22 protein-coding genes and 1 tRNA gene are annotated in these 22,909 nt (G+C 73.1%); 16 read left to right on the top strand and 7 right to left on the bottom strand.

Features of this window, described 5'->3' with window-relative positions; genetic code table 11:
• Positions 1–151: 151 nt before the first annotated feature.
• Both QK440_RS29510 and QK440_RS29505 read right to left on the bottom strand, forming a co-directional pair.
• Positions 152–283, bottom strand: a complete 132-nt coding sequence (locus tag QK440_RS29510; RefSeq protein ID WP_282796282.1) for a hypothetical protein — start codon at positions 281–283, stop codon at positions 152–154.
• 341 nt (positions 284–624) lie between these two features.
• Entirely contained in the window at positions 625–1,155 is a 531-nt protein-coding gene (locus QK440_RS29505; RefSeq protein ID WP_282796281.1) for a flavin reductase family protein, read from the bottom strand.
• A 226-nt stretch (positions 1,156–1,381) separates the two neighbouring features.
• Here QK440_RS29505 and QK440_RS29500 point away from each other — a divergent pair, with 226 nt between their 5' ends.
• Positions 1,382–1,657, top strand: coding sequence for an acyl carrier protein (locus QK440_RS29500; protein ID WP_190140155.1), 276 nt, complete (start codon positions 1,382–1,384; stop codon positions 1,655–1,657).
• A 243-nt stretch (positions 1,658–1,900) separates the two neighbouring features.
• Here the strand turns inward: QK440_RS29500 and QK440_RS29495 are convergent, their stop codons facing one another.
• From QK440_RS29495 to QK440_RS29480, 4 genes are all read right to left on the bottom strand, one after another.
• Positions 1,901–3,325: an MFS transporter gene (locus QK440_RS29495; protein ID WP_282796280.1), complete on the bottom strand. Its 1,425-nt coding sequence runs from the start codon at positions 3,323–3,325 to the stop codon at positions 1,901–1,903.
• A 326-nt stretch (positions 3,326–3,651) separates the two neighbouring features.
• Entirely contained in the window at positions 3,652–4,764 is a 1,113-nt protein-coding gene (locus QK440_RS29490; protein WP_282796279.1) for an acyl-CoA desaturase, read from the bottom strand.
• Between the two features lie 243 nt (positions 4,765–5,007).
• On the bottom strand, positions 5,008–5,220 hold the full coding sequence (locus tag QK440_RS29485; RefSeq protein ID WP_282796278.1) for a hypothetical protein: 213 nt from the start codon (positions 5,218–5,220) through the stop codon (positions 5,008–5,010).
• A gap of 80 nt (positions 5,221–5,300) precedes the next feature.
• On the bottom strand, positions 5,301–6,302 hold the full coding sequence (locus QK440_RS29480) for a DUF2156 domain-containing protein (protein WP_282796277.1): 1,002 nt from the start codon (positions 6,300–6,302) through the stop codon (positions 5,301–5,303).
• Between the two features lie 310 nt (positions 6,303–6,612).
• Between QK440_RS29480 and QK440_RS29475 the strand changes: the two genes are divergently transcribed.
• The 12 genes from QK440_RS29475 (at position 6,613) to serS (ending at position 18,737) form a co-directional block, all read left to right on the top strand.
• A tRNA-Arg gene (locus QK440_RS29475) sits at positions 6,613–6,701 on the top strand.
• 179 nt (positions 6,702–6,880) lie between these two features.
• Positions 6,881–7,891, top strand: coding sequence for a diacylglycerol kinase family protein (locus QK440_RS29470; RefSeq protein WP_282796276.1), 1,011 nt, complete (start codon positions 6,881–6,883; stop codon positions 7,889–7,891).
• On the top strand, positions 7,842–9,308 hold the full coding sequence (locus QK440_RS29465; RefSeq protein WP_282796275.1) for an MmgE/PrpD family protein: 1,467 nt from the start codon (positions 7,842–7,844) through the stop codon (positions 9,306–9,308). The genes QK440_RS29470 and QK440_RS29465 overlap by 50 nt, the downstream gene beginning before the upstream one ends.
• A gap of 103 nt (positions 9,309–9,411) precedes the next feature.
• A complete protein-coding gene (locus QK440_RS29460; protein ID WP_282796274.1) occupies positions 9,412–11,013 on the top strand; it encodes an aldehyde dehydrogenase in 1,602 nt (533 codons plus the stop codon).
• Between the two features lie 111 nt (positions 11,014–11,124).
• Positions 11,125–12,264 carry an acyl-CoA dehydrogenase family protein gene (locus QK440_RS29455; RefSeq protein ID WP_282796273.1) on the top strand — a complete coding sequence of 380 codons (1,140 nt, stop codon included), beginning with the start codon at positions 11,125–11,127 and terminating at the stop codon, positions 12,262–12,264.
• A gap of 91 nt (positions 12,265–12,355) precedes the next feature.
• Positions 12,356–13,642 carry an aminotransferase class III-fold pyridoxal phosphate-dependent enzyme gene (locus tag QK440_RS29450; RefSeq protein WP_282796272.1) on the top strand — a complete coding sequence of 429 codons (1,287 nt, stop codon included), beginning with the start codon at positions 12,356–12,358 and terminating at the stop codon, positions 13,640–13,642.
• Positions 13,642–14,127, top strand: a complete 486-nt coding sequence (locus tag QK440_RS29445; RefSeq protein ID WP_282796271.1) for an SRPBCC family protein — start codon at positions 13,642–13,644, stop codon at positions 14,125–14,127. The genes QK440_RS29450 and QK440_RS29445 overlap by 1 nt, the downstream gene beginning before the upstream one ends.
• Positions 14,128–14,151: 24 nt before the next feature.
• On the top strand, positions 14,152–14,796 hold the full coding sequence (locus tag QK440_RS29440; RefSeq protein WP_282796270.1) for a hypothetical protein: 645 nt from the start codon (positions 14,152–14,154) through the stop codon (positions 14,794–14,796).
• Positions 14,797–14,983: 187 nt separating this feature from the next.
• A complete protein-coding gene (locus QK440_RS29435) occupies positions 14,984–15,982 on the top strand; it encodes a VlmB-like protein (RefSeq protein ID WP_282796269.1) in 999 nt (332 codons plus the stop codon).
• Positions 15,979–16,992: a beta-ketoacyl-ACP synthase III gene (locus QK440_RS29430; protein WP_282796268.1), complete on the top strand. Its 1,014-nt coding sequence runs from the start codon at positions 15,979–15,981 to the stop codon at positions 16,990–16,992. The genes QK440_RS29435 and QK440_RS29430 overlap by 4 nt, the downstream gene beginning before the upstream one ends.
• Before the next feature lie 40 nt (positions 16,993–17,032).
• Complete coding sequence (locus QK440_RS29425) at positions 17,033–17,263, top strand: acyl carrier protein (RefSeq protein ID WP_190140243.1); 231 nt, start codon at positions 17,033–17,035, stop codon at positions 17,261–17,263.
• A gap of 202 nt (positions 17,264–17,465) precedes the next feature.
• Positions 17,466–18,737 (top strand): serine--tRNA ligase, encoded by a 1,272-nt coding sequence (gene serS, locus QK440_RS29420; protein WP_282796267.1) that lies wholly within the window; start codon positions 17,466–17,468, stop codon positions 18,735–18,737.
• A gap of 145 nt (positions 18,738–18,882) precedes the next feature.
• Here serS and QK440_RS29415 read toward each other — a convergent pair whose 3' ends face one another.
• Positions 18,883–19,788, bottom strand: coding sequence for an AfsR/SARP family transcriptional regulator (locus tag QK440_RS29415; protein ID WP_282796266.1), 906 nt, complete (start codon positions 19,786–19,788; stop codon positions 18,883–18,885).
• A gap of 343 nt (positions 19,789–20,131) precedes the next feature.
• Here QK440_RS29415 and QK440_RS29410 point away from each other — a divergent pair, with 343 nt between their 5' ends.
• The 3 genes from QK440_RS29410 (at position 20,132) to QK440_RS29400 (ending at position 22,888) form a co-directional block, all read left to right on the top strand.
• Positions 20,132–20,503, top strand: a complete 372-nt coding sequence (locus QK440_RS29410) for a nuclear transport factor 2 family protein (RefSeq protein ID WP_282796265.1) — start codon at positions 20,132–20,134, stop codon at positions 20,501–20,503.
• Positions 20,504–20,706: 203 nt separating this feature from the next.
• Positions 20,707–22,101, top strand: a complete 1,395-nt coding sequence (locus QK440_RS29405; RefSeq protein ID WP_282796283.1) for an MFS transporter — start codon at positions 20,707–20,709, stop codon at positions 22,099–22,101.
• Positions 22,102–22,555: 454 nt separating this feature from the next.
• The gene (locus tag QK440_RS29400; RefSeq protein ID WP_190140427.1) at positions 22,556–22,888 is read left to right on the top strand and encodes an acyl carrier protein; all 333 of its coding nucleotides are present in this window, start codon (positions 22,556–22,558) and stop codon (positions 22,886–22,888) included.
• Positions 22,889–22,909: the final 21 nt, after the last annotated feature.

Here is a 22,909-nt window from a genome sequence, read left to right as displayed (position 1 = left end):
CCCCCCCCGCCCCCCCCCCCCCCCGGGGGGGGGGCCGCCGGGGGCCCCCCCCGCCCGCTCCGCCCCCGGGGGGGGGGCCGGGGGCGGGTGACAGGGGCGCGCGGCGCGGACGGCGCCGGGAGCATCGCGGGGGGCGGGCAGGGCGCCGGGGTCAGTCGATGCCGCGCACGATGTGGGGCTCGGCCTCGACCAGGGCGTCGTCATCCGCGCCGGCCAGCCGCAGGGGCGGGGCCGTGGGCGGGATGTGGCGGAACAGCCGGCCGTACTCCTGCTCACCGTTCACCTGGTGCTCCCTTCGTCCAGGGGCCGCGGGCGCGTTCCCGTGCGGCGGGCCGCAGCGGGCGCCGCTGTGCCGGGGGTTCGTGCGGCTCCCCGCGCCCGGCCGGATCGCGGTGGGCGCGGGGAAGCCGCTGTCGAGGAGGCCGCTGGTGCGGGGCGGGGCGGGTGAGCGGTGTCGCCGCATCCGGCCCGCTCCGCGCCGTCGCCGCCTGCCTCTGTGTTTCCCGTGCACGGTGGGTGCTTTTTCACTCTCCTCGCACGGGCCGGAGAAGTGGTGGACTGTCACTTGAATGCCGCACAAGGCGCGGTGGCGCCCGGCTCGGGCACCGCGCCCGCACCGGGCGCTCAGGCAGGGGCGGCGGCGGGTGCCGGGGTGTGGAAGTCGCGCCGGTACCACAGCAGCGGCGGCGCGGCGGCGCTGCCGGTGCGGATCTCCAGCGGGGTGCCGAGCAGCAGGTCGTGGTCGCCGGCCCGGATCACGTCCACGGTGCGGCAGCGCAGCAGCACCTTGGCGTCGGGCAGGTGCGGCAGGCCCTCCCGGCCCGGCCAGGCACCGAAGCCGCTGCCGGCGAACCGGTCCACGCCGCGCGCGGCGAAGCGCCGGGCCACCTCCCGGTGGCGCTCGTCCAGGACGTTGATGACGAACTCCTCCGCCTGGGACATCGGCGTATGGCAGCTCGAGGTGAGCGCGATGCCCACCATGACCAGGGGCGGCTCCAGCGAGACCGAGGACACCGAGCTGGCGGTGAAGCCCCAGCGCCTGCCGGCGGCGTCCACGGTGGTGATGACGGAGACGGGGGCGGCCAGCAGCGCCATCGCGTCCTTGAACGCCTGCGCGCCGGCCACGGCGGGGGTCTGTTCCTGCACTGGGCTCATCGGTTGCGGTGCTCCTTCGTCGGCAAGGGGCCCGCCGGGCGGGCACAAGAATAGGGAGCGGGGCACTGCAGACGATGGCAAGAACGGCTCAAGAGCCGCTCGAGAACGGGCCAGGGCACCGCCCGCAGGCGGCGGGGCGGGGCGGCGGGTCAAGTCGGCGTTGAGTGCCCAGGAGCACGATGGGGGGTGTAGGCACCGTGCCGACGGAACACGTAAGGAGCTGCACATGGCGGTTAGGGAGCCGGTCATGTCCGAGGGCGAGATCCTCGGCTGGCTCGCACAGAGGCTGGGCACCCACGTGTCCGTGCCGGTAGCACAGCTCAGCCCCGACGTCCCGTACGCCGAGTACGGGCTGGACTCCGTCGCGGCGCTGGGCCTGTTCGGCGACATCGAGGAGAAGTTCGGGCTTGTCCTTGACCCGATCGTGGCCCTGGAGCACTCCACGCTCACCCAGCTCGCGGCCTACCTGGCCGTGGAGCAGACCGAGGTCGTGCCCGGCTAGCGTGCGGACAGCGGGCGGGACCGGACCCTCTTCACGGGTCCGGCCCCCCCCGCCCCCCTTTTTTCTGTGGGCCCTTTCTTCTGCGGGCCCTCTTTTCTGTGCCCTTTTTCTGTGCGCTTTTTCTGTGGGCCCTTTCGGCCGCGGCTTCGTGTGCCGCCTGCCCGCGGCCCGACGGCGTACGACGGCAGCCCGCCGCGCCCCCCGCGGCCGGCGCACCGGCCCCGGGGGCACGCGGGGGGTGTGTCAGTCCTGGTCCACGGGCCGGCCCGTGGTACGCCCGCCCAGCACCAGGACGGCCACCACCAGCACAGCCATGGCCGAGGCGATGACGGCGAACATGGTGCCCGGCCCGTGCCCGTCCAGGACCGGCAGCAGCACGAACGGCAGCGCCGCGGCGCTGAGTTTGGACAGCGAGTAGGCAAGGCCGGTGGCCGCCGCGCGGATCGCCGTGGGGTACTGCTCGGCCAGAAAGACGTGCGAGACGGTGGAGAAGACGTTGCTGACCAGGGTGTAGGCGATGCCGAAGAACACGATCCACCCGGCCGAGCCCGCGTAGGCGAAGCCCAGGCCGGACAGGGCCATCACCGACGCCGACAGCGCCACCAGCTGCTTGCGCTCCACCCGGTCCATCACCGGCACGGTCAGCAGCGAGCCCAGCGGATAGCCCAGGAACGACACCGCGGTGAAGCCCAGCCCGGTGACCACGTCGTAGCCCTTGGCCGCCAGGATCTGCGGGGCCAGCGCGCCGAAGCCGTAGTAGCCCACCACCGACAAGGTGGTGAACAGCCACAGCATGGTGGTACGGCGCCGGAAGCGGGCCTGGAAGACCACCCCGATCCCCGGCTGCCCGGCCGCCTTCGCCACCGGCTCCCGCCACCCCGCGGCGGGGGCGTCCTCTGCCCGCGCCGGTGCGGGCCCGGCCGGGTAGGGCCGCGGGGTGCGCGCGGCGGCCGGCAGCGTGGCCTCCATGCGCTCCACGATCGCCTCGGCCTCCTCCTGGCGGCCGCGCGCGGCCAGCCAGCGCGGCGACTCGATCAGCCCGCGCCGCAGCACCCACACCACCGCCGAGCCCAGCGCGCCCATCACGAACAGCCAGCGCCAGCCGTCGATGCCCAGCGGGGACAGCGGCACCAGCCACAGCGCGGCGAACCCGACCGCGGGCACCCCGCAGAAGGCCAGCGTGTAGGCCCAGGCGGTGTAGCGGCCGCGCTGCTTGGCGGGCAGCACGTCGGCCAGGTAGCAGTCCGAGAGGGACTGCTCGGCGCCGATGCCCACCCCGGCGAAGAAACGGGTGACGATCAGGAAGGCGGCGTTGGGGGAGAACGCGCCCAGCAGCGAGAAACCCGAGTACAGCGCCAGGTTGATCAAAAAGGCGCGGCGGCGCCCGTAGCGGTCGGCGACCCGGCCCAGCAGCAGCGAGCCGAAGAACTGGCCCACGAACGCGGAGGCCAGCACGAGTTTGAGGGTGGTGCCGTTGAACGCGAAGTCCTCCTGCAGCACCTGCGAGATGGTGCCGGCGAGGTTGTTCTCGAAGGTGTCGAACAGCAGGCCGATGCCGACGACGGCGGTCAGCGTGCGGTGCGTGGAGGTGATCGGCATACGGTCGAGCCGCTCACCGACGGAGGGCGCCGCAGCAGCGGGTGCCTGCGGCGCCGTCTGGACTGTCATGGTGCTCGTGTCTCCTTGGCATCAACGGGCGTACGGAAGACCGCGGCGCTGCGCACAACACGCGGGAACGCCGGGGCGGGGACAACAACGGCGCACACGGGGACGCCGGGGCGGGGACAACAACGGCGCGCACGGGGACGCGGGGCGGCGGACCGGGCCGAGACGGTGCGGGCGGCGGCCGGGCCGCCCGAGGCGCGGGGTGCGGGGTGCGGGGTGCGGGCCGGGGGTGGGCCTTATGCGCGTCCGCCCCGGCACGGCTGCCGGGGCGGAGGCGCAGCGCCCCGCCGTCGCGTCCGCACCCGGCGGACGGCGGTGCGCGAAGGGGGTCAGGCGGCGGCGTTGAGCCGCTTGTCCGCGCGGGTGGGCGCGCTCACGTCGTGCAGGAAGGTGGCGACCTGCCGGTAGGACTCCCAGAACCCCACCTCCAGGTAGGGGATGCCGCGCTCGGCGCAGTACTCGCGGGTCAGCTCCCGGGCCCGGCCCAGGTTCTTCTGCGGCATCGTGGGGAACAGGTGGTGCTCGATCTGGTAGTTCAGGCCCCCGTAGAGGAAGTTGATCCACCAGTTGGGGCGGATGTTGCGGGAGGTGAGGACCTGGCGCTCCAGCCAGTCCAGGCTCTCCTTCTCGCCGTCGCGCACCTCCATCCCCTTGTGGTTGGGGGCGAACATCAAACCGAAGTACACACCCAGGGCGGCGTGCTGGACCAGGATGAAGGCCACCGCCTGCAGCGGGGTCAGCACCCAGAAGACGGCCGTCAGGTAGACCGCGGCGCGCAGCAGCACCAGCTCGATCTCCAGCCACCGGTGCTTGGTGCCGGACCTGGAGAGTTCCTTGACGGTGGTCTTCTCCATCTTGTAGCCCTCGAGGACCAGCAGCACGAAGAACAGCACCCGCTGGTGGCGGACGATGAAGCGCCCGGTGCGGGTGCGGCTGGCGTACTGCTTGATGTCGAAGATCGCGGTACGGCGGCCGATGTCGGGGTCGAGGCTGATGTGGTTGGGGTGGCTGTGGTGGCGGTTGTGGTGGTTGACCCACCAGGCGTAGCTGACGCCGCTGAAGAAGTTGGCGTGGAAGTAGGCCACCAGGGTGCCGATGCGCTTGTCGCGGAACATCGCCTTGTGGCCGACCTCGTGCCACATGTAGGCGCTCTGCACGCCGCACAGGCCCATCCACACCGCCACCGGCATCTGCCACCAGGAGGCTCCGATGAGGAAGAAGGCGGCCAGGCCGGCCCCGATCAGGGCCAGGTTCAGCGCCAGCCTGCGGTAGTCGTAGCGCGGGTCGAGGTCCAGCAGGCCCTCGGCTTTGACGCGCTTGAGGAGCTCGGCGAAGGTGGCCGAGGCGCCCTTGCTGCTCGCCTGGCCCGTGGCGACCGCCAGGCCGGGGTCGAGTGTGCGTACCGAACCTGTGGGGGTCTCAGTGATGTGCGGAGACTGCATAGAAGGATCTCCTTGAGCAGGACGTATCGCGGCGTAGGGCACCGGATGACAGCACACGTCAGCGTCGGCCAGCGCACTGATGCGGCACTGATGACTGCCTGGACCGGCGCCGGAGCCCGCTCGGGCCCCGGTCGGGGCCCGGGCCGGGCGCGCCGGAGGAACGCACGCGGCCCGGTGCGTGCCCCGGGGTGCTGCGGGGCGGGGCCGCGGGGTACGGCGGGGGCGGGGGTGCGGGGGTGTGGCTCACGCGGCGTGTTCGGCGCGCAGGCGGGCGTCCAGGGCGGTGAGGGTCTGGTCGGCGGCGCGGGCGGTCGCGGGATCGTCGGGGGCGCCGATGACGGCCATCAGGTGCTGTACGAGCTGCTCCTTGAGCGCGTCGGTGCCCGCCTCGGGCGCCGGTGCGGTGCCGGGGGGGGGGGGGGCGGGGTCCTGGTCCGGGTGGTGGGTGCGGGTCATGGCGGTCGTACCTCCTGGGAGGGGTGAACGGGCGCGAAGGGGGGGCGGTGAGCCGGGGGGGTGTGGAGGGTTGGGGGGGTTCAGAAGGCGTTGCAGGCGCGGAAGATGTGGGCGAACGCCGGCAGGGAGGCCGAGGGTCCCTCGAAGGCCACGTACTCGGGGATGGGCGCCTCAGGTGCCCACTTCTCCTTGTAGGCGAGCTGGCTCTGGGCGGGGTAGAGGGCCGCGCCCTGGTCCCACAGGAAGTGCATCAGCCACCGGAAGGCGGGGCTGTGGCCGGGCAGTTCGACGGTCTCGTCCAGGCCGGTGAAGGGGGTGAGGCCGAAGTGCAGCCACTGGCAGCCCTCGGCGCGCAGCACCTCGATGACGTGGGCGTTGATGGCTTCCATCAGGCCCGGTGAGGCGTCGGGGATGCGGCGGCTGAGGTCGTGCATCCAGCCCTGGCGGGTGCCGTAGACCGGGGAGTAGGAGATGTAGCCGACGGGCTGGGCGTCGATGGTGCCCACGAACAGGCGGCGGTGGATCTGTGCGGGCCCGCCGAGCTGGCCCACCAGGAACTCCAGCGGGCGGGCCTCTTCGCCCTTGGAGCGCAGCCAGTGGGCGTCGATGGCCTCCTTGGCCGCGAGGTAGCCCTCGGGGCCGGTCTCGGTGACGGTCAGGCCGTTGCGGAAGGCGCGGGAGATCTTGTTGCGCATGCGCATGAACCGCCCGCCCTTGAGGGTGAAGCCGGGCAGGTGCACCACCCAGGAGGAGCCGAACTGGTTGACGGTGAAGCCGTGGTGGGCGTAGATCTCGGCGTCGTGGCGCTGGAGCTGGGCGCCCACCACGCGCAGGCCCTGTCCGTGGGCGTGGGCCACGAAGCGCTCCAGCAGGGCGGTGTAGTCCTCGGGGGCGGCGAAGGGGCCGCCGAGCTGCACCAGGTAGGCGCCGGTTCGGCGGTAGGCGATGACGCCGTCGAGGCCGGGGGCGGTGAAGGTGTCGGTGCCCTGGCTCATGGCCAGAAAGGCGCTGGGGTTGTCGGCCTGGGTGTGGGTGCGGATGGCGTGCAGGACGGTGTCCTGCGCGAGGGTGGTCGCGGACATGGGCCCTTTCCTCATTCCTTCGAAACGGAGGGGCGGTCTCGCCGGGGCCGGGCGCGGCCCAGGGGCGGGCGCGCGGGCTGGCGAGGGCCGCGGCGGGGCGGGAACGCGCGAGGTTTCATGGGAAGTAGAGCACTGCCGATATGGCCGCTGGAAGGGCCGCCGGGCCGGGCCCAGGCAGAAACCAGCGGGCGGTCAGCGGTATATCAGTGAAGGCGGCAGAATCATCTGTGTGACCGGGCCGGAAAAACGGCCGGCACCCTTCGTGGAAAAGGCGGCGGGTGCCCGGTGCTTTCCCGGTGCTGGTTTTTCAGGAGAGGTGCCCGGAGTGGCTTATCGGGGACCGGAGTTCGCTTCCGTCGGGTGCGTGCACCCACGCAGGTTCGAATCCTGCCCTCTCCGCTGCCGCCCCCCTTCTTGTCGCGCCCGCCGGTGGCGCCGGGCCGGTGAGGCGGGGCCCCGCGCCAGGGCCCGCAGCCCCTGCGCAGTCCTTCGCAGTCCTTTCGCAGTCCTTTCGCAGTCCCTGGCAGTTCTCGCCCGTTTCCGCGGCCGGCAGGGTCGTTCAGTTGGGAGATCGCCTCATGCCCCTGGTGGCATCCCCGGCCCCCCGCCGGGCCCTGGTCGTCGTCAACCCCACGGCGGGCACGGCCCGCACCCCGCTGGTCGACGAGGTCATCGAGCGGTGCCGGGCGCGCCTTGCCCGCGTCACGGTGCACCGTACGGCGCACCGCGGCGATGCCACGGGCACGGTGCGCGCGGCCCTGGCCGCGGGCGGTGAGGGCCCCGACCTGGTGGTCGCCGTCGGCGGCGACGGCACCGTGCGCGAGGTGGTGCAGGCCCTGGTGGCCGCACCGCCGCGGGCGCGGGCGGCGGCGCTGGCCGTGGTGCCGGCCGGGACGGGCAACTCCGACTACCGCATGCTGTGGGGAAAGGCGCCCTGGCAGGAGTCCCTGGAGGCGACCTTGCGGGCCGTGCCGGGGCGGGCCGAGCGGCGCCGTATCGATGTCGGCCAGCTCACCGAGACCGGTGCGCTGGTGCTGCTGGGGGCCTGTTCGGGGCTGATCGCCGAGGGGCTGGTGGCCGCCCGGTCCATCGCGGTGGCCGGGCGGGAGCGCTATGCCCGGGCGCTGCCGCAGGCGGCCGTGGGCTTTCGCCCGTATCCGGGCCGGGTGACGGTCGACGGGCGGGTGCTGCACGAGGGGGCCACCGTGCTCGCCAACGTCGGCGGCGGGCGCTACCGCGGCGGCCAGTATCTGATCCTGCCCCGCTCCGAGCTGGACGACGGGCTGCTCGACGTGTGTGTGGTGGGCGCGCAGGTGGCCGCGGCCGACGTGCCGGAGCTGGCCCGCGCCGGTGTGCTGCACCACCGCCCGGGCGTGGTGCACGGCCGGGGCCGGCGCGTGGTCGTCGAGCGCCTGGACGGGCGCCCGCTGTGCTTCGAGCACGACGGCGAGCTGCAGCCGCGCACCTGGACCAGCATGACGGTCCAGGTGCTGGCGGGCGTACTGCCGGTGTGGGGCGCTGCGACGAAGGAAGTGACGCGTGTCCATACTCCACCAGCTCTGCCGCTGGGCGGCCTGGCTGCGACCTGAGGACATTCCCGGCCCGGTGCGGGCGCTGGCCGCCAGCCAGCTGCTGTCGCAGCTGGCCTCCATCCGGGCGGGGATCGCCCATCCGCTGGGCCGGCGGATGATCGAGGGGTTCGGGCCGCCGCTGCAGGCCGACCCGCGCACCTCGGCGTGTGTGCTGGCCGGGCTCGGCTCCTGGCTGAACCTGGACGACACCGCCTACGCCGGCCACCTGTCGAACTCCACGGTGTCGGTGCCGCTGGCCTACGCCTACGCCCGGCGCCTGGACGGGCCGGCGCTGCTGGCGGCGGTGGTGGCGGCCAACGAGTGCGCGGCGCGGATCACCGCGGCGGCCACGCTGGGGCCGCTGCGCGGGCACAGCGCGGTGCACACCCATCTGGCCGGCGCGGTGTGCGGGCGCCTGCACTGCGAGGGCGCCGACGACGCGGTGTGGCGCAGCGCGATCGGGCTGGCCTTCGCGATGCCGAACTGGCCGCTGATGCGGGCCTTCTTGGCCAGTGACGCGCGGCTGTTCAACACCTTCACGCCGGTGCGCACCGCGATGGACTCCTGTGACGCGGCGCGGGCGGGGCTGCACGGTCCTGCGGACATCCTGGAGCACCCCGACGGTTTCCTGGACCGTTTCGCCAGTGTGCCGCTGCCCGATGCGGTCAGCGCCGGTCTGGGCGAGCGCTGGCACACCGAGACGCTGTCGTTCAAGATGCACCCGGGCGGGCCGGGGGTGGACGCGGCCGTGGACTGCGCGGCGGCGCTGCACCGCGAGCTGGGGCCGTGCCGGGCCGAGGACATCGAGGACGTCGTGGTGGAGGCGTCGCTGTACACGCTGTTCGCGGGCAAGAAGGCGGCCGCCTACGTGGTGGGGCCGGGCTCGCCGCTGGGGGCGCTGGTGCTGCACACCCCCTATCCGGTGGCCACCGCGCTGCTGACCGGCGGGCTGACGGTCAACGACTTCGCCGCGCCGCTGCTGAACGACCGGATGCGCTGGGCGGTGGCCGAGCGGGTGCGGCTGGTGCACGATCCGGCGCTGACCAGGGCGCTGTTCGCCTCGGACGCGCCGTTCGGGGAGGCGGTGCGCCAGGCCGGGGAGGCGGCCGGGCCCTGGCTGCGGGCCTTCGGCGGCGAGGAGGTGGCCCAGCTGGCCAAGGAGGCGGCCGGGGCGGTGCGGCCCACGTTCGCCTCGGCGGCCAAGGCCACCGGGGCGCGGGTGACGGTGCGCCTGGCGGACGGGCGTACCGCCTCGCGCCAGCGGATGATCCCGCTGGCGGCGGCCGGCCCGCACACCCGCGCCCACCACGCGGAGCTGATGCGCCGCAAGTTCTTGGAGTTCGGCGGGGCCGAGGAGGTCGCCGACGCGGCCGTGCACCTGGAGTCGATGGACGCCGACGACCTGGGCCGGTGGATCGAGCAGGCGCTGCGGTAATCCGCGAGGCGGGTATCAGCGGCGGGTCAGTCGGCACTGCCAGCATCGAATGCCGGTGGGCAGTGAGCAGGGCCATACATTCGGACGTGGGAAAGGTCCTTTGATGCCTGAAAAGGAACTCCGCAGCTACAAGCTCTATATCGCGGGCAAGGACGTCGAAGGCGATGGCTGGGTTTATACCGTCAGCGCTCGGTCTCTGCTCGAGGACGTCTTCACCAGCGTCAGCCTGAAACGGGAACTGGAGCAGAACCCCGACTCCGAGGCGGCCGCGCACCCCTATGTGGTGGGCCGCTGCGCGATCGCCAGTGACACCTCCATCGACCTGGCCACCGAGGCCGCCGCCGCGGCGGCGGCCACCTGGGCCGAGGTGCCCCTGGAGCGCAGGATGCGCCTGGGCACCCTGTTCCGCGAGGAGCTGATCCGGCGCGAGCAGGAGTTCTTGGACATCCTGGTCGCCGAGGCGCACCCGCTGCGGCTGGCCCGCTGGGAACTGAGCTGCATGAAGCAGATCTACAGCGAGGAAAGCCTGTACTGGTACCGCCAGCGCATGCACACCGAGTTCGAGCACCAGGGGCGGCGCCTGATCGTGCGCCGCCAGCCCGACGGCGTGGTGGCCTTCAACCCGCCGCAGAACGCGCCCGCGCCCTCCGCCGCGCTGGCGGTGCTGGCGCTGATGGCCGGCAACGCCGTGGTGATGCGCGCCCCGCGCTCGATCGCGCTGTCCACGATGTGGCTGATGCGCGACGTGGTGGGACCGCTCCTGGACGAGGTCGGCGCGCCTCCGGGGGTGCTGAACGCGGTGTGCTCCAACCCCAAGCAGACCCTGGACCGCTGGGTGGCCTCCCCGCTGGTCAACGACATCTTCTACATCGGCGGCAGCGAGGAGGGCCTGCGCTTTCAGGAGAGCTGCGTGGCCAACGGCAAAAAGCCCATCCTGGAGCTGGCCGGCAACGACACCATCGTCATCTGGAAGGGCGCGGACCTCAAGCGGGCCGCGGAGGCGATCTGCGAGTCGTTCTACGGCTCCGGGCAGATCTGCATGGTGCCCAACTGCGTGCTGGTGCACCCCGAGATCGCCGAGGAGCTCATCGCCGAGGTCGGCGAGCGCATCAAGCTGGTGCGCCCGGGCTACCCCGAGGACGAGGACGTGCTGCTGTCCCCGGTGCGGCGCAGCGAGAAGTTCTTCGCCCTGCTGCAGCAGTCCCTGGAGCGCGGCGGCGAGCTGATCTGCGGCGGCAAGCGCACCGAGGTCGACGGCACCGTCTCGGAGACCGGGGTGTTCCTGCAGCCCACCGTGGTGCGGGTCAACGGCCTGCCCGGGGCGCGCACCCACGACATCGTGCGCAGCGAGACGTTCTTCCCGCTGCTGCCCATCGTGGTGCCCGAGCGCGGCGAGGACGACGACGAACTGCTCAACAGCTTCATCGACTTCGTCAACACCAACGAGTACGGGCTGCGCAACTCGCTGTGGGTGAAGTCCGCCCGGGTGATCAACGCGTTCGTGCAGCGCGTCGTCAACGGCGGCCTGCTGAAGATCAACGACTCGCACATCGGGTTCCTGCCCTACCTGCCCAGCCACGGCGGCACCGGACTGACCGGCGGCGTCTACGGCGAGGCCAACTATCCGATCCTGAAGACCTCGCACATCCAGGGCGTGTCCATCGCCCACGACATCAGCCCCCACGAGGCCGTCTTCGGTCCCTGACACAGCCGGCGCGCCCCGCGCCCGGCACCCGCCGGCCGGGCGCGGGGCGCTGCCCCTGGTGCGCCGCGGTGCGCCCGTTCGACCCGATCCGTTCTTGGAGGTGTTCTGCTCGTGCGTACCCTCGACTTCGCGCGCGCGGTCTGCGACCGCTACCACCCGGGGCTGCTCAAGGCGCTGCAAGAGATCCCCTTCGCCCGGCGCGAGGCGCCCGGCAGCCCGGCCCTTGGGCTGTTCCGCGCCCACGGCGGGGTGAGCCTGCTGGTGCCCGCCGAGTTCGGCGGGTTGGGCGCCGACGCGGTGGAGGCGGTGCGCGTGCAGCGCGCGCTGGGCGCCGCCTCGCCGTCGGTGGCGGCCGCGGTGACGATGCACCACTTCACCGTGTCGATGCTGTACGCGCTGGCCAGGGGCGCCGGGCGGCTGGCGCCGGCGCAGCTGGACCTGCTGCACCGGGTGGTGCCCGACCAGGTCCTGATGGCCTCGGGGTGGGCGGAGGGCAAGAGCCAGCAGAACATCTTCACGCCCTCGGTCAGCGCCCGGGCGGTGGCCGGCGGCTACCGCCTCAACGGGTCCAAGAAGCCCTGCAGCCTGGCGCGTTCGATGCAGCTTCTGACCGCGAGCATCGCGCTGCCCGGCCCCGACGGCAGCCCCGAGCTGGCGCTTGCGCTGGTGCCCGCCGACGCGCCGGGGCTCACCGTGCACCCGTTCTGGGGCACCGACGTGCTGGCCGCCTCCGAGAGCGAGGAGGTGCGCCTGAGCGAGGTGTTCGTACCCGAGGACATGGTCATCCGCACCACCCAGGACGACCCGCACCGGGTGGCCGACCTGCAGGCCGCCGGCGTCATCTGGTTCGAGATGCTGATCTCGGCCGGCTACACCGGGGCTGCGGCGGCGCTGGCCGAGGTGGTCCTTGAGCGCGAGCGGGGCACCGCCGGGGAGCGGGCCCAGCTCGTCATCGCCGCCGAGAGCGCCTTCGCCCTGCTCGAGGGCGTGGCGCGGGCGGTGCGCGAGGGGGACCTGGACAGCGAGCAGGCCATGGCGCAGGTCCTGGTGGCCCGCTACGCCGCCCAGGACGCCCTGGCCAGGGCCACGGAGTCGAGCCTGGAGCTGCTGGGCGGGGTGGACTTCATCCGCCACCGCGAGCACGCCCAGCTCGCCGCCTCGGTACGCCCGCTCGTCTTCCACCCGCCGGGCCGTATCGCCACCGCGCCGGCGCTGGTCGACTACTTCGCCGGCGGGCCGCTGGCCCTGTGACACACCGGCCCGCCCCCGCCCGGGCGCCTGGGCGCCCGCGCAGCCTTCGACAGGGATTTTCCAACCGAGGACCGTCTTCAGGGAGTTATCCGTGACCGTGACCCAGGACATCAGGGTCGACACCGAGGAGCAGATCCTCGGCCTGTACCGGGCCCACCTCAGCAAGGGCCGGGCCACCCTCGCCGAGCTGTTCGGCAGCCACATGGAGGTGCACTCCGAGGGCAACTGGCTGACCACCAGCGACGGGGAGCGCTTTTTGAACGCCGGCGGCTACGGCGTGTTCATCATGGGCGCCCGCCACCCCATCGTGATGGAGCACGTGGAGCGCCAGTTGCGCACCCACCCGGTGGCCACCCGCATCCTGCTGGAGCCGACCGTGGCCCGCGCCGCCGAGGCGCTGGTGTCGGTGATGCCGCCGGGCCTGGACCGGGTGCACTTCGCCCTCTCGGGCGCCGAGGCGGTGGAGACCGGCCTGAAGCTGGCCCGCGCCAACGGCTTCAAGCGCACCGTGTCCATGCGCGGCGGCTACCACGGCAAGACCCTGGGCGCGCTGTCGGCCACCGCCAAGGAGGTCTACCAAAAGCCGTTCCGCCCGCTGCTCCCCGACGTCACCCATCTGCCCTTCGGCGACGCCGAGGCCCTGGAGGAGCAGCTGCGCGCCCACCCCGGCGAGGTGTGCGTGATCCTGGAGCCGGTGCAGGGCGAGGGCGGCGTGGTCATCCCGCCCAAGGGCTACCTCAAGCGCGTGGAGGAACTGGTCCGCGCCCACGAGGGGTTCCTCATCCTGGACGAGGTGCAGTCCGGCATGGGCCGCCTGGGCGAGTGGTGGGGCGCCGACATCGACAACGTGGTGCCCGACGTGCTGCTGGCCGGCAAGGCGCTGGGCGGCGGCGTGGTGCCCGTCTCGGCGGCCGTGGCCACCCGCACGGCGTTCCGGCCCTTCGACAAGGACCCGTACGTGCACACCGCGACGTTCTCCGGGCAGCCGCTGCTGATGGCCGCCGTGCAGGGTGCGGTGCGCGCCGTGCAGGAGGAGCGCCTGGTGACCCGGGCGATGGACCTGGGCGCCCGGCTGTTGCCCGCGATCGCCGAGATCGCCCGGCGCAACATCCCCGACCTGGTCGTGGACGTGCGCGGGCGCGGCCTGCTCATCGGTGTGGAGCTCACCGAGGCGGGCCTGGCCGGGGAGCTGCTCATCGAGCTGTTCAACCACGGCGTGGTCGCCAACCACTCGATGAACGGCAACTGTGTGGTGCGCTTCACCCCGCCCGCCACCCTCACCGACCTCGACGTGCAGTTCCTGCTCGACTCCTTTGACAAAGCAACCCTCGACCTGGTCGCAGGCTCGGCCAGGATGCCGGAAGGCGGTAGCTACTGATGCGGCACGTGGAACTGGACGCCGTGGTACTGGGCCAGGACGCCAAGACCGTCTTCGCCTCCGTGGGGCGCTTCGAGCGCTTCCCCGAACTGGCCCCGCACGTGGAGGCCACCACCGTGCACGCCGGGCCGCCCCAGACGCAGGGCAGCTCGAGCTGGGAGCTGCACTTCCGCAGCGGCCTGCTGCGCTGGACCGAGTCCGACCGCTTCGACACCGACGCCCTGCAGATCCACATCGAGCAGCAGGACGGCGACTTCGACACCTTCGCCGGCCGCTGGTCCTTCACCCAGCAAGGGGCGGACGTCGCCGTCCACTTCGAGGTCGACTTCGACTTCGGCATCCCCAGCCTGCAGGGCATCCTCGACCCGATCGCCGAACGCGTCATCAAGGAGACCGTCGCCTGGGCCGTCACCGGCCTGTTCGAGCGCACCGAACTGCGCAGCCAGGTCGAACTCGGCACCCCCGCCGACGCCCTGAGCGCCTGAGCCCGGCCAAGGAGAGACGCGGTCATGGACCAGGCCAACCCCTTCGAGACGCCCAAGACGTTCGCCGTGCACCGCGCCGAGTACCTCGTCGGCTTCGCGGTCTCCACCGGCCTGATCATCGCCCACTTCTCCGAGATCCGCTGGTGGGTGTGGATCGGCCTGTTCCTGTACATCGATCTGATCGGCTACATCCCCGGTGCCGTCGCCTTCAAGCGCAGCGGCGGGCGGCCCATCCACAAGGCCTACTACGTGCTGTACAACGTGATGCACAGCCTGATCACGCAGGCCGCGGTGATCGGCCTGTGGTGCTGGTGGATCGGCCCGGAGTGGGCGCTGCTGGCCATCCCCTGGCACCTGAGCGGGGACCGGGGCCTGTTCGGGAACTTCACCAAGTCCTTCGCCCTGCCCTATGAGCCGGTGCGGCAGAAGGGTTATCTGCGGCTGCTGGACGATCTGGGCCTGGCGCACCCCAAGCCGGTGGGCCACGTGGTGGACCCCGAGCCGGTGGGGCACCTGCCCGCCACCGCCCGCACCACCCCCGCCACTGCCGCTGCCGCTGCCGCGCACGGCACCACCCCGGATACCGCCCCGGATGCCGGGGCGGCTGCCGGGGCGGGTGCGGGCGGGGCGGCGGGCGGGGAGCGGCCGGTGTCCACCGCCGCCCGCTGATCCCGCCCCCCCTGGTGGCGGGCCCCGGCCGGGGCCCGCCCCCGCAACCGCAACCGCCGCCCCCCTGTTGCCGCCGCGCACGCCGTGAGGGTGCGTACGGCACGTGAGTTTCGACGCATGGATCAGGCCGCCCGCCCGGGCACCCCCCTTGTTGCGGGTCCGGGCCCAGAAAGGAGCACCACCCGCCATGACCGGTACACCGCAGCCCGCCGTGGCGCCGGAGGCTGACTTCGACGCCGCGCCCGGCATGCTCGAGGGCGCCATGGAGCTGACCATCGGCCCCACGGAGTGCAACCTCGCCTACTGGATCACCCAGGTCGCCCAGGGCACCCTGCGCGAGCGGGGCGTCAGCGGCCACCACGCCGACGCCGAGGTGCCCGCCTTCTTGACCGCGCCGGGCCCGCTGCGCGAGGCCCTCGTGCTGGAGTTCGGCCTGCGCGGGCTGTCGGAGGAGATCGCCACCCGCCTGCTGGCACCGTATGTCGCCATCGCCCCGGGCGTGCTGGAGATGGAGTTCTACGCCACCCAGCTCCTGGACGAGGCCCGCCACGCCCGCGTGTTCCGCAACCACCTGGTGGAACTGGGCATGGACGAGGAAACCCTGCTGAGCGACATCGAGGAGATGGCGGTCGACTTCCGCCGCGAGGTCCTTGACCCGGTCATCGACTTCACCCTGGACATCGTGCAGAAGCAGCGCGACTTCTACGGCGGCGTGGCGGTCTTCGCCATCGTCATCGAAGGCGTCCTGGCCCCGGCCGCGGAGCTGAGCGAACGCAAGTGGACCCCGCTGTCCCCGGCCACCGGGGAGATCTCCCGGGGCACCTCCATCGACGAGATGCGCCACCTGACGGTCGCCAACACCATCCTGCGCGACCACGTCCGCGACAACCCCGGCTACCGGCCCCGCCTCCTTGAGATCCTGCGCTCGGGCGTGGAGCTGTGGGACAGCATCGACGACCGCAAGTTCGTCCTGCACCGCGAGGAACTCTTCCAGCAGGGCATGCACGCACACGCCGACCGCATCGGCGACTACGAGATCTGGCCCGGCACCCGCCTGCTGGACACCACACCCGCCCAGCGCTACGCCATGGCCGAGCAGTGGACCGAGAAGATGGCCACCGCCCGTCTGGAGGAGATGGGCCTGCCCGCCGAGGCCATGCGCCTGACCTCCCGGGCCACGGCATGAAACGCCCCGTCATCGCCGGCGCCGGCTGCTACCTGCCGCCCGACGTGGTCACCAACGACGACCTGGCCCGGCGCCTGGACACCAGCGACGCCTGGATCCGCACCCGCACCGGCATGTCCGAACGCCACGTCGTCGACACCCGCACCGCCACCGGCGACCTGGCCGTCGAAGCCGGGCGGCGGGCCCTGGAAAGCGCCGGCACCGCGCGGGCGGACGTGGTCGTGCTCGCCACCACCACCCCCGACCGGCAGGTGCCGCCCACCGCCCCCGAGATCGCCTTCCGCCTGGGCCTGGGCACCGTACCGGCCTTCGACCTGTCGGCGGCCTGCGCCGGCTTCCTGTACGGGCTGTCCACCGCCGCCGGGATGATCGCCACCGGCGCCGCCGAGCAGGTCCTGCTCATCGGCGCGGACGCCTTCACCACCATGGTCGACCCCGAGGACCGCGCCACCGTGGTGCTGTTCGGGGACGCCGCCGGCGCGCTGCTGCTGCGCGCCGGGCACGCCGAGGAGCCCGGCGCGGTCGGCGCGCCGGTCCTGGGCAGCGACGGCAGCCTGGCCGATCTGATCCAGGTGCCCGCCGGCGGCTCGCGCTCGCGCGCCAGGGGCCCGCTGGGCGAGCTGGCCGACACGGGCGAGTTCTACTTCCGCATGAACGGGCGCGAGACCTTCCGCCACGCGGTCACCCGCATGAGCCAGGCCTCGCGCCAGGCCGTCGACGCCGCCGGCTGGAGCCTGGCACAGGTGGACCGGCTCGGCGCCCACCAGGCCAACGCCCGCATCCTGGCCGCCGTCGCCGACGAGCTCGCCTTCGAGCCCGCCCGGCAGCTCTCCAACGTCGCCCAGGTCGCCAACACCGCCGCCGCCTCCCTGCCCACGCTGCTGGCCATGGCCGCGGCCGAGGGCACCCTCAAGCCGGGCCACCGGGTGCTGCTGACCGCCTTCGGCGGCGGCCTGTCCTGGGGCGCGGCCACCTTGACCTGGCCCGACACCACCCCCCTTGTGGACTGACCGGCAACTGGTGCCGGCGGCAGAAAGGAAACCCTCCCCCATGTTCGAGACCCTCAAGGACATCCTGGTCGACAAGCTCAAGGTCTCCCCCGACCGCATCACCCCCGAGGCCACCCGCGAGGAGGCCGAACTGGACTCCCTGGCCGTGGTCGAGCTGTCGATGCTGCTGGACAAGGAGTACGGCGTCCAGATCAGCGACGACGAACTGATGGAGGCCGAGAACATCGGCGAGATGGCCCGCATGATGAGCGAACGCCGCGCCACCGTCTGACAGGCCCGCACCCCCTCGTGCCCCGCAAGGGCCCTTGCGGCCGCTCGGTGCGCCCGCGCCCGCCGAGCGGCCCGCCCGCCCCACCACCCCGCGCCGCCCCTGCCCCTTTTGTCGCGCGTTCGCGGCGCCCACTCCCCCGCCCCCCGGCGTCGTCCTCGCCCCCTCGCCTCGCCGGCCCGCCCCGCGCTGTAAGGAGAACCCCATGCACGACGCACGGGAGCTGATCGAGGCCGGCGACAGCGCCCGCCACCAGCTCGCCCGGCGCCGCTTCCGCCTGGACACCGACGCTTTGGACACCGCCCGCGTCCGGCGCGCCGAGGCCCTGCACACGGTGGCCGACCTGCGCGCCCGCCTCAAGGCCGCCGCCCGCACCCGCACCGCCCCCACCCCCGCCGAGCGCGAGCACGCCCGCGCGCTGCGCGAGCGCGTGCAGCAGGCCCAGCAGGCCGCCCACGACGCCGAGAGGGCCCTGAGCGCGCTGCTGCACACCATCCCCAACCTGCCCGCCGGCGAGGTGCCCGAGGGCGACAGCGACCAGGACGCCCTGGAGGTCCGCCGCGGCGGACCGCCCCCCGCCCCGGCCGCGCCCGAGCACCACCACGCCGAGGTCGGCGAGAAGCTGGGCATCCTGGACGCCGCGCGCGCCGCCCGCCTGTCCGGCGCCCGCTTCAGCGCCGCCCGCGGCGCCGGCGCCCGCCTGGAACGGGCCCTGGCCGACTTCTTCCTCGACCTGCACACCCGCGAGCACGGCTACACCGAGTACGCGGTGCCCTACCTGGTCAACCGCGCCACCATGACCGCCACCGGGCAGCTTCCCAAGTTCGCCGAGGACCTGTTCGCCACCCGCGTGGGCGAGCGCGAACTGTTCCTCATCCCCACCGCCGAGGTGCCGCTGACCAACCTGGCCGCCGGCGAGGTCCTGGACGCCGGCGAGCTGCCGCTGGCCTTCACCGCCCGCACCCCCTGCTTCCGCGCCGAGGCCGGCTCCTACGGCCGCGACACCCGCGGCATCCTGCGCCTGCACCAGTTCGAGAAGGTCGAACTGGTGCGGATCTGCGCCGCCGAGCAGGCCCCCGAACAGCTCCAGCTCATGCTCGGCCACGCCGAGGAGTGCCTGCGCCGCCTGGAGCTGTCCCACCGCACCGTGCTGCTGCCCGCCGGCGACCTGGGCTTCGCCGCCCGCATGACCTACGACATCGAGGTGTGGCTGCCCGGCAGCAACGCCTTCCGCGAGATCTCCTCCGTCTCGGACTGCGGCACCTTCCAGGCCCGCCGTGCCGGCATCCGCGTGCGCACCCCCGGCGGCGGCAGAACCTACGCGGCCACCCTGAACGGCTCGGCCCTGCCCATCGGGCGCACCCTGGCCGCGCTGCTCGAACAGGGCCACCAGAGCGACGGCTCGGTCCTGCTGCCCAAGGCCCTGCACCCCTACACCGGCTTCACCCGCATCCTGCCGGGCGGAACCACCGCCTGAAAACACCGCACCGCCCCGCCCCCTCTTTCGCCCGGCCCCCGGGGCGAGAGGGGGCGGGGCGGGAGGGGGCGAAGCGGCGGGGCGCGGCCTTCCGCAGCCGGTGCCAGGGCCGGGGGCCGTGAAGCGGGGCCGGGGCCGGGTCCGTTCAGGCGGAGCGGGCCAGCTCCGCCCCGGCCGCCGCGGCAGATACGGTCGCCGCGGCAGGGACGGCCTGCGTAGCGGGGACGGCCGGCGCGGCAGGGACGGCCTGCGCGGCGGGGGCGGCAGGGACGGCGGGGGCGGCGGGTGTGGCCGGGGCGGGGGCGGGCCGGCGGGGGGTCTGGTTGAGGATGTCCAGGAACCGCTCGCGCAACTGCGCCGAGGGCTCCATGCCCAGCTCGGCGACCATCCGGTGGCGGGCGGCGTGATAGGTCTCGATCGCCTCCGCCTGCCGCCCGCACCGGTACAGGGCCAGCATCAGGATCTCGGTGATCCGCTCCCGCCAGGGGTGCACCACGCTCATCCGCTTCAGCTCCCCGATGGCCGAGGGCACCTCGCACTCGATGTCCAGCCACAGCTTGTCCTCCACGGCCGCCAGGTGCTCCTCCCCGAGCTGGACCGCCACCGACTGGCACAGCGGCCCCTTGGCCGCGTCCTGCAGCGGCGCGCCCCGCCACAGCCCCAGGCACTCCTGGAGCAGGGCCGCCGCCCGCACCGGGTCACAGCCCATCACCGCGCGGGCGGCGGCCGCCCGGCGCCGGAAGACGTTCATGTCCAGATCCTCGGCGTCGAACTCCAGCAGATAGCCGGTGGAACGGGCCCGCAGCGCCGCCTCGCCCCTGCCCCAGGCCTGCAGGGTGCGCCGCAGCCGTGAGACGTGGGCCTGCAGCGCGTTCTCCACCGTCAGCGGCGGATCGTCACCCCACAGTTCGGTGTACAGGTCCTCCGCCGGCACCATCCGGCCGCCGTTGACCAGCAGCACCGCGAGCAGGGCCCGCTGCTGGGTGCCCCGCACGCTGTGGAAGTGCCCCTCGACCTCGACTCCGACGGAGCCGAGCACCTTGAACTTCACTGACTGCTCCTCCCTGCCGGCCGCCCCCCGTGGGTGCTGGCCGCGAGCGGCCGGCGGGGCGGTACGGAGTGTGGTGTTGCGCCTCGAACGTGGCACCGCCCCCTTGAGCCCGGCTCGAAGTGCGGCATCACCTGCCCGCCCCGGCGGGCAGGTGCCCAAGCGGAATGCCGCCCCCGGCCTGCCCCCGCACCCCCAGGCCCTCGCAGCGGGCGGCCCGAGCCCCTCAAGCCGGTCTCAAGTGGAGGTCAAGTCGCCGCTGTCACAGTGGAGTTGGCAGCCGCCCGCAGCCGTGCGCGCCCGCGGCCGTCCTACGTACGCATTCGTTAGCGATCAAGGAGTACGCGTGAGTGACCTGACCGAACTGGCCGGCCGTTACATCGCCATCTGGAACGAGCCGGACGAGGCCAAGCGAGCCGCCGCGATCGCCGAGCTGTACACCGCCGAGGCCACCTACACCGACCCGCTGGCCGACGTGCGCGGACACGACGGGATCGCAGCGGTGATCACCGGGGCCCGGGACCAGTTCAAGGGCTTCGAGTTCAAGATCCTGGGCGATGTCGACGCCAACCACCACATCGCCCGCTTCCGCTGGGAGCTGGTGCCCGAGAGCGGCGGCGAGAACATCGTCATCGGTTTCGACGTCGTGGTGAGCGACGGCGCCGGAAAGATCCAGACGGTGTGCGGCTTCCTCGACAAGGTGCCCGCCGGCGCCTGAGATCCCCCCACCGACCACGTGCCGGGCGGCGGTGTCCGTTTGTACGGGCCTGCCGCCCGTCGCCGTTGGAGCAGCACGCCAGCCTCACCTCAAGGAGCACCACGATGAGTACGGACACAGGGGCGCCGACCGCCGACGCGCGCGAGGCGGTGACTTCGCCGCCCAGGGCGGGCTTACCAGGCTGGGGGGCCCTGGCCATCGTGATGGTGGGCACCTTCATCACCGTCCTGGACTACTTCATCATCAACGTCGCCGTACCCGCGATCCAGTCGGATCTGTCGGCCAGTTCGGCCCAGTCCCAGCTCGTCATCGTCGGCTACGGCGTCGCCTTCACCGCCGGCATGATCACCGGGGGGCGGCTGGGCGACCTCTACGGCCGGCGCCGGATGTTCTCCTACGGCCTGTTCGGCTTCACCGTGGCCTCCGCGCTGTGCGCCTGGGCGCAGAGCCCCGAGGCGCTGGTGGCCTTCCGGGTGCTGCAGGGCGCCGCGGCCGCGCTGATGGTCCCGCAGGTCCTGGGCATCCTCGGCGTGGTCTACACCGGCGCCGCCCGCGCCCGCGCCTTCGTCGTCTACGGCCTGGTCATCGGCCTGGCCGGGGTGTTCGGGCAGGTCATCGGCGGCGCGCTGATCTCGGCGGACGTGGCGGGGCTGACCTGGCGCGCCATCTTCCTGATCAACCTGCCGGTGGGGATCGTGGCCCTGGTGCTCACCCCCCGGCTGATCCCGGAGTCGCGCAGCGCGAACAGCGGGCGCCTGGACGTGGTCGGGGCGGTGCTCTCGGCCGCGGCGCTGTCGGCAATCGTCATCTCGCTGGTGGAGGGCCAGGAGCGGGACTGGCCGCTGTGGACGTGGCTGGTGCTGGCGGCGGCCGTGCCGCTGAGCGCGGGCTTCGTGGCGCACCAGCGCGCCCGCCAGCACCGCAGCCCGCTGATCGACTTCGCGCTGTTCAAGGGCCGGGCCTTCTCCGTGGGGCTGGTGGCCATGTTCTTGTACTTCCTGGCCATGGGCTCGTTCTTCTTCCTGCTGGCCCTCTACCTCCAGCAGGGCCGGGGCCTGTCGCCGGTGGAGTCGGGCCTGGTCTTCCTCACCCTGGGCTCGGGCTACCTGGGCTCCTCGATGCTGTCCACCAAACTGGCCGCCCGCCTGGGCCACAGCCTGATCACCGCCGGACCGCTGACGCTGGCCGTGGGCTATGTGCTGACCGGGCTGACGGCCGCGTGGCTGGGCACCGAGCACAACGTGCTGTGGATCATCGCGCCGCTGGTGCTGTCGGGCATCGGCATGGGGATGACCACCGGCCCGCTGACCGGGGCGGTCCTTGCGGGCACCGACCCCGAGCACGCCGCGGCGGCCTCGGGCACGGCCAACACCGTGCAGGAGGGCGGCGTCGCCATCGGCGTGGCCGTGGTGGGCGCGGTGTTCTTCCCCGCGCTCGGCGAGGCGGCGCGCGCCGAGGACTACCCGCACGCCTTCGACATGGGCCTGATCCCGCTGGTGGCGTTCTGCCTGGCCTCGTGCGTCCTGGTGCGGTTCATGCGCCCGCGCGCCGAACGCCGCGCCCAGCCCGCGACCGCCCCGGCCTCCGCCCAGCAGTGAGCCCGGGTGCCGGGCCCGCCCGCCCGGCACCCCGGCCACCGCCCGGCCGGCCCGGCCGCCGCCGTTCGAGCGCGCCGTCCGCCGGGCCCCGGGGCGCCCCTCGCCTCCGCTTCCGCCTGTCCCCTTTCTGTTTCTGTCTTTCCGCCGGTTCGTTCTCCGGCCGGGCCGAGCCGCGCACCGTGCGCGCTCGGCCTTCATGCTGCTCGGGCGCCGCGCGGGGCGGTGCGGGGCGGTGTGGTGCGGTGCGGGGCGGTGTGGTGGGGTGCGGCCGAAAGCAGCCGGTGCCCCAGGCGGCCGGACCCGGTGGGGCGGTGGCGCCTGCCGGGGTCAGGGCGCGGGCAGGGCGCAAAGCGAGCGGCGGGTCAGTCGCGTGTCAGCCGCCGGTGCTTGGCTGAATGCTCACTCACCGGCGCAATCCGCGCGCCCGGCCCCTTTTTCCGGATCGGTCACCGCCATGTCTGACACGCACATATCCCCCTCCTCCCTGGCGCACCTGCGGGACCTACCCGTGCACGAGCTCAGGGAAGAGATCGAAGTCCTCGTCGTGGAGCTGTTCAAGGACGCCTTGCTGATGGAGGACGACGAGGACCTGCCGCTGGCGGTCAGCTACTTCGACCTCGGGCTCACCTCGCTGCGGCTGACCAGCCTCAAGCAGAGCCTGGAGGAGCGCCTGGAGCTGACCATCAACACCAACGTCCTGTTCAACGAGCCCACCGTCGAGCAGCTCGTGTTCTACCTCACCGACCTGCTCGCCGGCGCCTCCGCCGGTTTCCCGCCCGCACCGTAGCCGGTACCCGGCCGAAAAGGA

The sequence above is a fragment of the Streptomyces sp. CC224B genome, from assembly GCF_030010595.1.
Taxonomy (GTDB): domain Bacteria; phylum Actinomycetota; class Actinomycetes; order Streptomycetales; family Streptomycetaceae; genus Streptomyces; species Streptomyces longispororuber.
Note: the sequence above shows the minus strand (reverse complement) of the source record. Positions and strands in the feature narration are given on the sequence as shown.